This is a genomic window from Jeotgalicoccus sp. WY2 (assembly GCF_018437745.1).
Taxonomy (GTDB): domain Bacteria; phylum Bacillota; class Bacilli; order Staphylococcales; family Salinicoccaceae; genus Jeotgalicoccus; species Jeotgalicoccus psychrophilus.
The window spans coordinates 1753226-1765911 of the sequence record NZ_CP049818.1; the positions used below are offsets into that span (position 1 = coordinate 1753226).

General features: G+C 43.5%; 13 protein-coding genes and 2 pseudogenes. 8 read left to right on the forward strand and 7 right to left on the reverse strand.

What is annotated here, in order from left to right:
* Positions 1-167: 167 nt before the first annotated feature.
* Positions 168-803 (forward strand): DsbA family oxidoreductase, encoded by a 636-nt coding sequence (locus G4D76_RS10225; RefSeq protein ID WP_035785154.1) that lies wholly within the window; start codon positions 168-170, stop codon positions 801-803.
* Between the two features lie 69 nt (positions 804-872).
* Here the strand turns inward: G4D76_RS10225 and G4D76_RS10230 are convergent, their stop codons facing one another.
* Complete coding sequence (locus tag G4D76_RS10230) at positions 873-1154, reverse strand: hypothetical protein (protein ID WP_213809805.1); 282 nt, start codon at positions 1152-1154, stop codon at positions 873-875.
* A 113-nt stretch (positions 1155-1267) separates the two neighbouring features.
* On the opposite strand from G4D76_RS10230, the gene G4D76_RS10235 reads away from it, so the two are divergent.
* The 7 genes and pseudogenes from G4D76_RS10235 (at position 1268) to G4D76_RS10260 (ending at position 6773) form a co-directional block, all read left to right on the forward strand.
* The gene (locus G4D76_RS10235; protein WP_026858813.1) at positions 1268-1771 is read left to right on the forward strand and encodes a GNAT family N-acetyltransferase; all 504 of its coding nucleotides are present in this window, start codon (positions 1268-1270) and stop codon (positions 1769-1771) included.
* A gap of 68 nt (positions 1772-1839) precedes the next feature.
* Positions 1840-3027, forward strand: a complete 1188-nt coding sequence (locus G4D76_RS10240; RefSeq protein ID WP_213809806.1) for a dicarboxylate/amino acid:cation symporter — start codon at positions 1840-1842, stop codon at positions 3025-3027.
* A gap of 106 nt (positions 3028-3133) precedes the next feature.
* Positions 3134-4285: an MFS transporter gene (locus G4D76_RS10245; protein ID WP_250129929.1), complete on the forward strand. Its 1152-nt coding sequence runs from the start codon at positions 3134-3136 to the stop codon at positions 4283-4285.
* 10 nt (positions 4286-4295) lie between these two features.
* A complete protein-coding gene (locus tag G4D76_RS10250; protein ID WP_250129930.1) occupies positions 4296-4991 on the forward strand; it encodes an NAD-dependent epimerase/dehydratase family protein in 696 nt (231 codons plus the stop codon).
* Positions 4916-5275 (forward strand): hypothetical protein, encoded by a 360-nt coding sequence (locus G4D76_RS15240; protein ID WP_250129931.1) that lies wholly within the window; start codon positions 4916-4918, stop codon positions 5273-5275. The genes G4D76_RS10250 and G4D76_RS15240 overlap by 76 nt, the downstream gene beginning before the upstream one ends.
* Positions 5256-5967 (forward strand): annotated as a pseudogene (locus G4D76_RS10255) (YebC/PmpR family DNA-binding transcriptional regulator). The gene G4D76_RS15240 and the pseudogene G4D76_RS10255 overlap by 20 nt, the downstream one beginning before the upstream one ends.
* A gap of 32 nt (positions 5968-5999) precedes the next feature.
* Positions 6000-6773 carry an SDR family NAD(P)-dependent oxidoreductase gene (locus G4D76_RS10260; RefSeq protein ID WP_213811028.1) on the forward strand — a complete coding sequence of 258 codons (774 nt, stop codon included), beginning with the start codon at positions 6000-6002 and terminating at the stop codon, positions 6771-6773.
* A gap of 384 nt (positions 6774-7157) precedes the next feature.
* Here the strand turns inward: G4D76_RS10260 and G4D76_RS16085 are convergent, their stop codons facing one another.
* The 6 genes and pseudogenes from G4D76_RS16085 to argF form a co-directional block, all read right to left on the reverse strand.
* On the reverse strand, positions 7158-7757 hold the full coding sequence (locus G4D76_RS16085; RefSeq protein ID WP_213809807.1) for an aspartate aminotransferase family protein: 600 nt from the start codon (positions 7755-7757) through the stop codon (positions 7158-7160).
* Complete coding sequence (locus G4D76_RS16090; RefSeq protein WP_213809808.1) at positions 7754-8368, reverse strand: aminotransferase class III-fold pyridoxal phosphate-dependent enzyme; 615 nt, start codon at positions 8366-8368, stop codon at positions 7754-7756. Before G4D76_RS16090 ends, G4D76_RS16085 begins: the two co-directional genes overlap by 4 nt.
* Complete coding sequence (argB, locus tag G4D76_RS10275) at positions 8365-9270, reverse strand: acetylglutamate kinase (protein ID WP_213809809.1); 906 nt, start codon at positions 9268-9270, stop codon at positions 8365-8367. The genes G4D76_RS16090 and argB overlap by 4 nt, the downstream gene beginning before the upstream one ends.
* A gap of 10 nt (positions 9271-9280) precedes the next feature.
* Positions 9281-10499: pseudogene (argJ, locus tag G4D76_RS16975) on the reverse strand (bifunctional glutamate N-acetyltransferase/amino-acid acetyltransferase ArgJ).
* A 14-nt stretch (positions 10500-10513) separates the two neighbouring features.
* Positions 10514-11554, reverse strand: a complete 1041-nt coding sequence (gene argC, locus G4D76_RS10295; RefSeq protein WP_213809812.1) for an N-acetyl-gamma-glutamyl-phosphate reductase — start codon at positions 11552-11554, stop codon at positions 10514-10516.
* Between the two features lie 27 nt (positions 11555-11581).
* On the reverse strand, positions 11582-12583 hold the full coding sequence (gene argF / locus G4D76_RS10300) for an ornithine carbamoyltransferase (RefSeq protein WP_213809813.1): 1002 nt from the start codon (positions 12581-12583) through the stop codon (positions 11582-11584).
* Between the last annotated feature and the right edge of the window lie 103 nt (positions 12584-12686).

The window sequence follows — 12686 nt, forward strand, 5'->3', positions numbered from 1 at the left end:
TTTTTCCACCTATCAAATTTATTTGCAGGATAAATCCTGATAGTTTTACATGAATTATTGTATCAGATTTTGACACTATTTAGTATTAAAAATACACAATATGATGACAGTTTATCTAATTTAGGCAGTAAATGTGTTAAAATTTAATAAAGATAAGGAGTGGTCTTATGGACGTTAAAATATATACTGATATCGCATGTCCGTTTTGCTATATCGGCAAGAAGAATTTTGAAAAAGCACTGGCTGAATATGAAACTGATGAAAAAATTAATATAGAGTATGCAAGCTACGAACTGGATAACCAGGCTCCGAAAGTACCGGAGAAAAATATGTATGAAGTCCTTGCTGAAAAGCATGATAAACCGATGGAGGAAATTACCGAAATGGTCCAGCATATTGTTGAACAAGGTAAAATTGCAGGTATCGAATTCAACATGGATAAAGTCATTCCGGCGAATACGAGAGACGCGCACAGATTGTTAAAATTAGCGTATGAATTCGGCCTCGGGGAAAAAGTGCTTGAGTCGCTGCATCGTGCTTACTTTATCGACGGTGAAAATGTGAGCGATAAAGATGTGCTCTTAGGCATAGCGAAAGCGAACGGCATGCCTGAAGTGCCAGCCCTCGAAGTCATCAACGATCCAAGTCTGTTTTTGGAAAATGTAATCGGAGACTTTAATATGGCGAAAGTGAATAAAGTCCGTACGCTACCGTACTACATATTCGATGATAAATTTGCAATCAGCGGTGCACGTGAACCGCGTCACTATACCATTGCATTAAACAAAACACTGAAGCCTTAATTACAAAACATAAGAAGCTCCGCAGTCCTAAAGACTGCGGAGCTTCTTAAAATTCCATCCCCATGGAACTTAATTTTCTGCGGAAACATTTCCTGACGGTTTAACAAGTTTAATTAAATGGTAAACCGCACCGATTATAAGCAGGATTGGCACAATCATTAAAATCAGGAAGAACAGCGATCCGATAAATTCACCAAAGCCGAATGATGAAAAGAAATCTGATGTTGTGACTTCAAGCAGCGGCGGTAAAAATGCGAAATAATAAATGAGTCCGACAGCGGCCAGTGTGACTAAGTAAAATACCATATTCGAAATATGATATGGAACAGTGTTTTTATCAAATTTGAACATTATAAAACCCCTTACATTTTTAGTCTTTTAAATAGTATACAACAATGTATAATTGAATGCATAGCTTATTGGCGGTATTTTAAGAAAATTATTATTATAACGGAGGAAAACGAATGTCTTTACGTTCAGCAGTCAGCGATGATGTACCTTATATAATGGGAATTATCAGAAAGGTAATTCCGAGAATGCACGCAGCAGGTAATTATCAGTGGGATGAATATTATCCAACAGATGCGACATTTAAAAAAGATATTAAAAACGGCACCCTCTATGTTTATGAAGAGGACAGCGTAATTAAAGGGTGCATCGTTGCCGATGGTAATCACGCTTTTGCCTATGATGATATTCCGTGGGAACTCGCACGAATGGACTGTCTTGCACTGCACAGACTGGCAGTGGACCCCCAGTTCCAAGGACAGGGCATCGCACAGAAAATTTTAAGCGGGATTATTGAAACAGGAAAAGAGAAATCGTACCTCGGCATACATACAGATACTTCACAGGAGAATAAACCCATGCAGCAGCTATTCAAAAAGCTTGGATTTGATTACAAGGGACACTTGAACCTGGATGACAACCTCGATAACTGGTACGCAGCATACGAAAAAGTATTTTAGAAAACGGTTGCAATCAGGAGTGTAAAAAGATATGTTTGTTGAGATGAAAAAATCAAGGGGGATTTAGTGTGAAATTATTAGCAAAATTAATTGCGGGTATCATCGCCGGTATCGCAGTCGGGGGGATTTATTACCTCGTTGGCGACGGCGGCACGATGAGCTCAATTATGGAGTTTATTGTTAGATTATTCGTGACGATGCAATCGGTTCTAGGGGCGTTTATCTTCTTTACGATTCCATTTATTATTCTATTTTTTATTGCATCGGGAATTTCGAAAATCGGTACAGGTTCAGGTAAAGTTGTCGGGGCGACTTTAGGGGTTGCATACTTATCAACTCTCGGTGCCGGCCTGCTGGCATATGCAGTAGCAAGTTTTATCATGCCGCGTATTACAGGAGACAGCCAAGTACCTGAAGAGGGTGCTGCAATTGCACCGTTCCTGGAATTTGATATTCCGCCGGTAATGGATATTTTACCGGCACTCGTACTGGCTTTCGCAGTCGGTATCGTGAATATACTTAAACTGGACGTAATGATTAAGTTCTTTGACCAGGGGAAAGATATTACGGAATTTATTATTGAAAAAGTTATTATTCGTATTTTACCGTTCTACATTGCGGGTGTATTTGCGGGAATGGCGGCGACAGGAACTGTATTCGATACATTACTGGTGTTCGGTGTCGTACTGCTTGTTGCGATTATCCTGCACTGGGTATGGCTAATGTTTCAATATACAATCGCGGGTTCACTGTTAAAACAAAATCCGTTTAAAATGCTTAAAAATATGCTTCCGGCATACTTCACAGCACTTGGTACAATGTCGAGTGCGGCGACGATTCCGGTAACACTTGCACGCACGAAAGAAAATGGTATTCGTGCACGTATTGCAGACTTTGTCGTACCGCTTGGGGCAACGATTCACTTGTCAGGAAGTACGATTACAATCGTCAGCTGTTCAATCGCGGTAATGACAATTCTTCCGGGCTATGACATACCGGGTCTGTGGGAAATGGTCGGTGTAATTCTGCTGTTAGGTGTCGTAATGATTGCAGCTCCGGGTGTCCCGGGCGGTGCGATTATGGCAGCGAGCGGAGTACTGATGGCGAACCTCGGTTTCAACGAAGCAGCAGTTGCATTTATGATTGCACTTTACGTTGCACAGGACAGCTTCGGTACGGCAACTAACGTAACCGGTGACGGTGCAGTCGCAGGAATTATCGATGCTTATGAACAGAAATTGAACAAGAAAGCTTAAATTTAATATGATGAAATAAAAGACAGTCAGGCATGCGTGCCTTGCTGTCTTTTTTTCGTTATAATTAAAAGGATAGAAAATGTGAATTTAAGATTGAGGGAATAATGTGAAGTCAAAAATTATATTATATTTAGTTATCGTTATCTGCTTTTTAGATTTATTTATACAGCTTCCGATTATTACGCCGTTTGCGCTGGAACTCGGCGCCTCTGAATTTATGGCGGGTATCGTCGTTGCGATGTACTCACTGTTCAATATGGTCGGCAATATCGCCGGCGGATATTTATCGGATAAATTCGGCCGCAGAAATACGCTGCTTTTCGGTATGATTATGCAGGTGTTTTTCGTGCTGATTTATACGACGACACCGTCGATTGCAATACTGCTCGCAATCAGAGCAATCCACGGGTTCTCGAGCGGCCTTTTAACACCGGCAGCATTCAGTTTAATCGCCGATATCTCACGGAAGTCGGCAATCGGAAAATCGATGGCCCTGACCGGTGTTGCAATTGGAACAGCGGCAATACTCGGACCAGCTGCAGGCGGAATTATATCGAGCACAATCAGCTACGAAATGGTCTACTACATCCTATCCGGGGTATATGTATTCGGAACGATTTTAACATTTTTCGGCATTAAAGAAAGCTCGACCGGTGCAAGCAGAACACATCATGCGGCAACGCCGTTTAAAGAACTGCTCACCCGTCCATCATTAAATGTGGCGTATATATCATCATTTACATTAATGATCGCACAGGGCACACTTGCTTTCGGTCTGCCGATAAAAACCGCTTACCTTGGCGCTGACGCATCCATGACAGGGATGATGCTGAGTGTTTTCGGTGTGACAGCAATCATCGTTTTTGCATCACCGATTAACAGAATTTATTCCCGCTATAAAAGTGAAAGTCTCGTTGCAATCGGCATACTGATTTTAAGTATCAGTATGATTCTGCTGCATTTCGCACCGTCGCCGGGATTGATCTTTTTAGTGATGGTAATTTACGGTCTCGGTTTCGGGTTTATCTTCCCGTCGATGAATAAAATCGTCGCGGAACATTCCGAAATGAACGAGCGGGGCAAGGCAAACGGGATTTTTTATTCGTACTTTTCACTCGGTTCCGTCGCAGGTTCTGTCCTTGCAGGCTACTTCGCAACAGTATTTAATCTGCCGTTTCTCGGTATCGGCATCGTCACGCTGTTAATGCTGATAATATTAATATTTATCCGTTACAGACTGGAACTGAATCGTCCATAGGAGGATTGTTATGAAGAAGAAAAATGTATTGCTTATGGGTGTTCACGGGAGAATTGGTGAGCACTTATATCTAGAGTTGAATGAATCAGCAAAGCTGTTCGCCTTTTCAAGTCCAAATCAGGAACCCGATCACGAGAATATTACATTTATTAAAAAGGATTTATTCATCCTGCCGGAAGTCGAAGAAGCGCTCAAGAATATTGATGTAGTAATCTTTTTCGAAGACCCGATTATGCGTCTGAACAGGCTCACGCAGGGGAAATTTTACGATTTATATCTGCTGATTGCAGACAATATTGCGCGTGCTGCGGCTACAAATAATGTTGAACAGATTATTTATATTGCCGACGAATTATCAGATGGCAGTATTGTCTCTATTTTAGGAGCGTACGGGACAAACGTTAAAGAAACGGATACGCCGATTCGCCGCTACGGTAAAAATCTGACGTATAAAACGAAGGATTACAACAGTGTACGCAGTGTGCAGCGCGCACCGCTGCCGCCGGGCTGGACTGTTGAAAACGTCGCCTGGTATTACTTCGGCTGGCTTGATGAAATTATTTATGATTTCGTCAAAACGAAAATAGATAACAATACAATCTCTATATATGTACTCGATAACCGAAACCTGTGCTCGAACTTAAATTTAATGATGAACTTTCAGAAGATGACATCGTCCTGTTCGAAATTACGGGCGGCAGTCTGAAGAAACGTTCGACGAATAAAGCACAGCGTTTTGAATTTAGAAAGCTGCCGGACAGAGATGAATTCATTATGGCGCTGCACGACTTTGAACCATCGCTGCCGTGGCTGGTGTTTAAAATGACACAGGCGCCGATACAAGCGCTCGTCAGCAGAATTTATCAGGTGGAAATGATATTAATAAGGATGTGCCTGAACGCCGTCCACACAACAATAAATAAAGTGGTAAAATATAAAAGCAAATATACTGAAATAAGGAAGATGACGGATGGGAAGAAAATGGAATAATATTAAAGACACAGAAAGACCAGAACACGAGCCGTATCTATGCCAAATTCGGCAGAGAAATCTACGTAGCAGCGAGAAAAGGCGAACCGGACCCGGAAACTAACCAGGCGCTTAAAATCGTCCTGGAACGTGCTAAAACTTATTCTGTACCTAAACATATTATCGATAAAGCAATTGAAAAAGCAAAAGGCGGCGACGATGAATCATTCGACGAACTCCGTTATGAAGGCTTTGGACCAAACGGCTCCATGCTGATTGTCGACGCACTGACTAACAATGTGAACCGCACAGTATCAGACGTCCGTGCAGCCTTCGGCAAAAACGGCGGGAATATGGGCGTCAGCGGTGCAGTCAGCTATATGTTCGACAGCGTGTCGGTCTTCGTCTTTACAGGCTTTGACGACGAAACAGTGCTGATGCATTTAATGGAAGATGAAGTCGATGTCAAAGACGTTACGCTGGAAAACGGCATGACAGTAGTCTACGGTGAACCGCAGGCATTTAACGACATTAAAACATCGCTGGATGCACTGGGCGTTGAAGAATTCAACGTCGCAGAACATGCGATGATCGCACAAAATGAAGTAACTTTACAAGACGAAGATCTCGAGCAGTTTGAGAAGCTGATTGACGTATTAGAAGACTTAGAAGATGTATCGAACGTGTTTCATAATGTAAACTTGAGTGAGTAAACATATGAAGGAGTGGTACTGTGTCAGAATTAATGGATTTCGGCTACAAAGGCAAAGTTGCAGTCATTACCGGTTCGAGTAAAGGGATCGGCCGGGAAACAGCAGAACAGATGGTGAAGCTCGGTGCGAAAGTAATGCTCGTTGCACGTGGTGAAGAAGCGTTAAAAGAAGCAGTGGCACAAATTGATGAATTCGGAGACGTAGATTACATTGCACAGGATATTACCGATAAGGACGCGGGTGAAAAAATCGTTGAAGCGGCTGTGGAGAAATTCGGCCGTCTGGACGTGCTCGTGAATAACGCAGGAAGTTCATTTGCCAAAAACTTTGAAGACGTTGAACTATCGGGCTGGGAAGAAGACATTGATCTGAAAGTCATGGCTGCAGTGAAATTGTCAAAAGCAGCACTCCCTCATTTGAAAAAACAAGGCGGTGCGATTTTAAACTTAACAGCTGTAATGGGTAAAACACCGCAGCCGAACTCATTACCGACGACAGTATCACGAAGTGCCGGTCTTGCTTTGACGAAAGCGATGAGTAAAGACTTAGGACAGCACGGTATTCGAGTTAACGCGGTATGCATCGGTTTAATCCGCAGTGACCAGATAGAAAAACGCTGGCAGCAGCAAGCACCTGAATTATCATGGGAAGAATTCTCTGTTAAGAGTGCGGGTAACATTCCGCTCGGGCGTATCGGTGATACTGCTGAAGCCGCGAACGTTATTACATTCTTATGTTCTGATTTAGCATCATACGTGAGCGGTACCGCAGTTAATATAGACGGCGGCAGCGGCCATGCCTGGTAAGGATTTTTTTCGGGTGTGATGACGCTGACAGTGTCTGACAAATCCGTTTATCGGACAGTGTGGAAGTGACAGTGTCTGACAAATCCGTTTATCGGACAGTGTGGAAGTGACAGTGTCTGACAAATCCGTTTATCGGACAGTGTGGAAGTGACAGTGTCTGACAAATCCGTTTATCGGACAGTGTGGAAGTGACAGTGTCTGACAAATCCGTTTATCGGACAGTGTGGAAGTGACAGTGTCTGACAAATCCGTTTATCGGACAGTGTAGAAGTGACAGTGTCTGACAAATCCGTTTATCGGACAGTGTGGAAGTGACAGTGTCACTCAACATCGTACAAACTCAAAAAAGCATCAAATCCCAACGGATTTGATGCTTTTTTCACATTACTGAGCAAGCTGCTTAACTGCCGCCCCGAATTTCTCCAGAGCCTCATCAATTTCCGCGGCAGTTACATTAAGCGGGGGCAGTAAACGCACGACGTTGTGTTTCGCCGTGACCACCAGCATTTTCTCATCGTAGCATGCTGACAATATATCTGCTGCCTCCACAGAATCTTTAAACTGCACACCGATCAATAAGCCAAGGCCTTTAATTTCAGCGATACCACCGGTATCAGCAGAAATCTTTTCAAGTCCTTTAACCAGCTGACTGGAACGTGCCGCAACATTATCCAGCAGCCCGGCTTCCATAATTTCATCGTAGATTGCATTGCCGACTGCCGCTGCCAGCGGGTTCCCGCCGAGCGTCGTCCCGTGGTCGCCGCGGGTAAAATGACCTGCAACTTTATCGGTCGCCATAAAAGCGCCCATCGGATAGCCGCCGCCGAGTCCTTTTGCGAGCGTGACGATATCCGGCTCGAGTCCGAATTGTTCAAATGAGTAAAGAGTTCCCGTACGGCCCATGCCGGTCTGTACTTCATCGACAATCAGCAGCAGACCATTATTCTGCAGCTCTTTCAGCGTCTCAACAAAATCATCAGTCACAGCGAATTAATTCCGCCTTCTCCCTGAATCGTCTCAACTAATACCGCACATGTATTTTCAGATACAGCATCTTTCAAAGCCTGGGACTCATTTAAGGGAACGTACTTAGAGCCTGGCAATAATGGCTGGAAATCTTTATGCATATCAGGCTGGCCTGTGGCAGATAACGTCGCCATCGTACGACCGTGGAATGAATCCGTCAGAGTAATAATTTCCGTACAGTTTTCGCCGTTAACTTCCTTGCCATACTTGCGTGCAAGTTTTAAAGCACCTTCATTCGCTTCGGCACCAGAGTTAGAAAAGAAAACTTTCGCGAGAGAAGCTGCGCTTTTATCAGTAACCAGCTTATGCGCCAGCTCAATCGATGGCTTGTTCCAGTACACATTAGAAGTATGCATTAACGTCGATGCCTGCTCCGTAATGGCCTTGACGATTTTCTCATTGGCATGGCCTAAAATATTCGTTGCGATACCGGACACGAAATCTAAATATTCCTCGCCGTCGTTATTTTTCACATATGTTCCTTTGCCGGAGACGAGTATTTTATCGCCTCGGTTATAAGTATTAAACAATGCCGAGTTTCCGAGTTCAATCAAATCTTCTGTCTTCATAAAACTCTTCCTCCTTCATGCGGCATAATCATCGTGCCGATTCCTGCATCGAAAAACAGTTCTAAAAGCAGTGAATGCTTAATGCGGCCGTCGACGATATGCGCCTGTTTCACGCCTTTTTTTAGTGCGTGTGCACAGCATTCCACTTTCGGGATCATGCCGTCTGAAATTACGCCGGACTCAATATGCTGTTCGACTTGTTCCAAAGTCAGTTCTGACAGGAGTGTCGATTCATCGTCCTTATCTTCATATACCCCTTTTGTATCCGTTAAAAGAATAAATTTATCGGCATGAATCGCGCCGGCAATTTCACCTGCAACATAATCTGCATTAATGTTATGCGTGTCGCCGTTCATATCCACTCCGACCGGTGAAATGACCGGTACGAAGTCATTGTTAATTAATAACGTCAGTAAGGCAGTGTCGATCGTTTCAATTTCCCCGACAAGGCCGATATCTACCAGTTCGATTTCACCTTTATCATTCACTTCTTCGATAAACTTCTTCTTCACTTTAATCATATTGCCGTCTTTACCAGAAATACCAACAGCGTTGCCGCCGAGTTTATTGTAATGTTTTACAATATCCTTATTCACCTGGCCGGACAAGACCATTTCAGCAACATCCATCACGGCATCATCAGTTACACGGAGCCCCTTTTTAAACTCCGACTCGATGCCGAGGCTGGCGAGCATATCATTAATAAACGGTCCGCCGCCGTGGACAATAATCGGTTTAATACCGACTGATTTCATCAGGAGGACATCCTGCATAACGGACTCTTTTAGACGATCGTTGACCATCGCGTTGCCGCCGTATTTTAACACGATAATATTATTTTGGAACACGTTAATGTAGGGAAGTGCTTCGATGAGTGTATCTATTCTTTGTGTATCATTCATGATTATCATCCTAACTTCTGTAATCCGCATTGATTTTCACGTAATCGACCGACATATCGCACGTCCATACCTGTGAGGAATGTTCTCCTGCATTTAAATCGATAAAGATCTCAACATCCGTATTACTTAAAATATTGTAAGCGTGTCCCTCATCAAAGGGAACTGCAAGTCCTTCATGACAAACTAAAACGTCATCATTGCCGGCGGCGAACTTAATCGTTATCGCATCTGGACTGAGTGTTTCAGCATCGCTGTTGCCGATTGCCATAATGACACGGCCCCAGTTGGCATCCTGCCCGTAAATGGCAGTTTTTACGAGGCTTGAAGTTGCGACTGTTTTCGCCACACTGACCGCATCATGTTTACTGGCTGCATTCACGACATTAACGGTAACAAACTTTGTCGCACCTTCAGCGTCCCTTGCAATCATCTGTGATAACTTCTGGCACATCGCAGTCAGTACTGCAGTAAATTCATCGAGGTGACTTTCATCCAGCATCACTTTGTTAGTCGAAGCGAGGAGTACAGTATCGTTTGTACTCGTATCACCGTCGACAGTCATAACGTTAAAGCTATCATCGGTTGCCGATTTCAACGCAGTATTTAAAGCGTCCTGAGAGAGGCCGGCATCGGTAACAATATAGCCGAGCATCGTGCCCTATTTGGATGAATCATGCCGGCACCTTTAATCATTGCGCCGAAATGTACTGTCTCACCGCCGATGTCAGCTTCAAATGACAGCTGTTTAGGAACGGTGTCCGTCGTCATAATTGCTTCTGCAGCTGATGTTGAATCGTCAGTTTTGAGTCCTGAAACGAGCGTATCAAGGCCTGAGTAAACGGCTGTAAATTCAACGGTTCACCAATGACACCGGTCGAGCTGACGAGTACTTCGTGAGCATCGATATTAAGTTTCCCGGCAAGTGAATCCGTCATCGTATGAACATCTTGTTCACCCGTCAGCCCGTTACATGCATTCGCATTGCCGCTGTTTACGAGTATCGCTTTAAAAATTGTGAAGTTTTTGAGCATTTCCATATCGTAAAGGACGCTGTGCGCCTTTACTTTATTTCTTGTAAATACACCTGTGACGGTTGCACCGTCCGGAAAATAGATGAGCGCAAGATCCTTGTCCTGCGCTTTAAAACCGGTATGTATACCGTTCGTTTCGACACCTTCAACTGCACAAAGTCCTTTAAGCACTGATACTTTTCTCTCTGTAATCTGCATATCAAAAACCCTCTCTAAGGCATCATTGCAATGGTATTGAGGCCTGATTTCTCAGGTAATCCAAACATGATGTTCATATTTTGTACCGCCTGTCCCGCTGCGCCTTTTCCTAAGTTATCAATAATCGATAAAACGATGAGTCGATTTGTACGTTCATCGAGCTGTACTGCAATCTGACAATTATTCGTTCCTGCAACGTGTTTCATCTGCGGCAATTCGCCCTCATTAAGGATCTGCACAAACGGTTCGTCCTGATAGGCTTGCTGATAGCTTTCAATAATATCAGTTTCAGTAACACCATCTTTTACCGTTGCGTAAATCGTTGAGAAGATACCGCGCTCTGTCGGAATTAAGTGAGGCGTAAACTGTACTTGCACTGCATTTTCTGACGAGCTGTTCAATTCCTGCTCGATTTCAGGAATATGACGGTGGCCGAGGGGATTGTATGCTTTGAAGTTGCTCATAAGTTCTGTCAGCAGTTTATCGACTGAAGCACTGCGCCCGGCTCCGCTGACCCCTGTTTTACTGTCGATAATAATCGACTGTTCGTCAACGAGTGCATTATTCACTGCAGGAAGCAGACCGAGGAGCGCGCTCGTTACGAAACATCCCGGATTGGCTATGTACTTGGCAGTTTTAATATCAGCTCTGTATTTTTCAGGCAGGCCGTAGACAAAGTCTTTCAGTAAATTCGGTGCAGCCTGTTCAACCTTGTAAGTCTGTTCATAGACATCGATATTCTTCAGGCGGAAATCTGCACCTAAATCGATGACTTTAACATCGTATGCTGAAGCGGCTGCTGCGAGCTCCATAGAATGACCGTGAGGCAGACAGATAAACACCACGTCGCTGTCGTTAAATAACTTCTCTGGCTCGAGTTCTGTAAACTGCTTATCAATGCTGCCTTTTAGGAACGGGTAGTAGACATCAACTTCTGTATTAACATGGCTGCGTGATGTTAAGTGGGCCAGTTCAACTTCCTGATGCGGAATTAAATAACGTAATAGCTCGCTTCCTGTGTAACCTGTTGCACCGATAATACTGACTTTGATCATATTATGACCTCCTGATTAATTATCATTTTAAATCCGGATAAATAAGTTGCCGTTTGTTGCTGCCATAATTGCTTTAATAGAATGCATACGATTTTCACCCTGCTCAAACTGTTTCGCGTAATTTGCGTTAAACACGTCGGACGTTACTTCCATCTCTTCAATGCCAAACTCTTCTGCAACATTTTTTCCATACTCCGTATGTGTATCGTGGAAGGCCGGCAGGCAGTGCATGAAGATAAAGTTCTCGTTCACATTGGAAAGGAGTGGTTTATTAATCTGATAAGGCAGCAGTGTTTTAACACGTTCTTCGAAATGTTCCTCTTCACCCATCGACACCCAGACATCTGTATAAATGACATTGGCATTAATCACTGCAGCTTTAATGTCTGCTGTGATTTCTACTGTTGAACCTGAGGCTTTCGCATATCCTTTGGCGATATCTACGTATGACTGTTCAGGGAAGAGAGATTCAGGTGCTGCGATTGTGACATCAGCGCCAAGCAGGGCCGCTGTAACAAGGAGTGAATTAGCTACATTGTTGCGGCCGTCACCGGCATACACGAGTTTAATACCGGCGAAGGTACCAAATTCTTCTTTAATCGTCATAAAGTCACCGATCATTTGTGTTGGATGCCAGTCATCAGTCAGACCGTTCCAGACAGGCACGCCGGAGTGTTCAGCAAGTTCTTCAACAACTGCCTGGCTCGCGCCTCTAAATTCAAGGCCGTCGAACATGCTGCCTAAAATTTTAGCTGTATCAGCGACGGATTCTTTTTTACCAAGCTGGATATCGCCTGAGCCGAGAAATTCAGGTGCTGCCCCGAGGTCATTCGCTGCGACTGTAAAAGCAGCACGAGTGCGGGTAGAAGATTTTTCAAACAGCAATGCGATATTCTGTCCCTTTAAATACTGATGGGGAATATTATTTTTCTTCAATTGTTTTAAATGAATTGCGAAATCAATCAGATACTCGACTTCCTTCTTATTGAAATCACTGATTGTTAAAAAACTTTTACCTTGAAAATGCATGGAAACACTCCTTTTAGTCTATTTATCTTATTAATATTCGTTATAGTGTATAAATATAATTAATGGTTGTTGTTTATAATATACAAAGTAAATTCATAAATCA

What these genes read in the sequence shown, in the direction of transcription:
- G4D76_RS10225 (WP_035785154.1), top strand. Translation starts at nt 168, where the DNA reads ATGGACGTTAAAATATATACTGATATCGCATGTCCGTTTTGCTATATC.
- G4D76_RS10230 (WP_213809805.1), bottom strand. Translation starts at nt 1,154, where the DNA reads ATGTTCAAATTTGATAAAAACACTGTTCCATATCATATTTCGAATATG.
- G4D76_RS10235 (WP_026858813.1), top strand. Translation starts at nt 1,268, where the DNA reads ATGTCTTTACGTTCAGCAGTCAGCGATGATGTACCTTATATAATGGGA.
- G4D76_RS10250 (WP_250129930.1), top strand. Translation starts at nt 4,296, where the DNA reads ATGAAGAAGAAAAATGTATTGCTTATGGGTGTTCACGGGAGAATTGGT.
- G4D76_RS10260 (WP_213811028.1), top strand. Translation starts at nt 6,000, where the DNA reads ATGGATTTCGGCTACAAAGGCAAAGTTGCAGTCATTACCGGTTCGAGT.
- G4D76_RS16090 (WP_213809808.1), bottom strand. Translation starts at nt 8,368, where the DNA reads ATGAAGACAGAAGATTTGATTGAACTCGGAAACTCGGCATTGTTTAAT.
- argB (WP_213809809.1), bottom strand. Translation starts at nt 9,270, where the DNA reads ATGAATGATACACAAAGAATAGATACACTCATCGAAGCACTTCCCTAC.
- argC (WP_213809812.1), bottom strand. Translation starts at nt 11,554, where the DNA reads ATGATCAAAGTCAGTATTATCGGTGCAACAGGTTACACAGGAAGCGAG.
- argF (WP_213809813.1), bottom strand. Translation starts at nt 12,583, where the DNA reads ATGCATTTTCAAGGTAAAAGTTTTTTAACAATCAGTGATTTCAATAAG.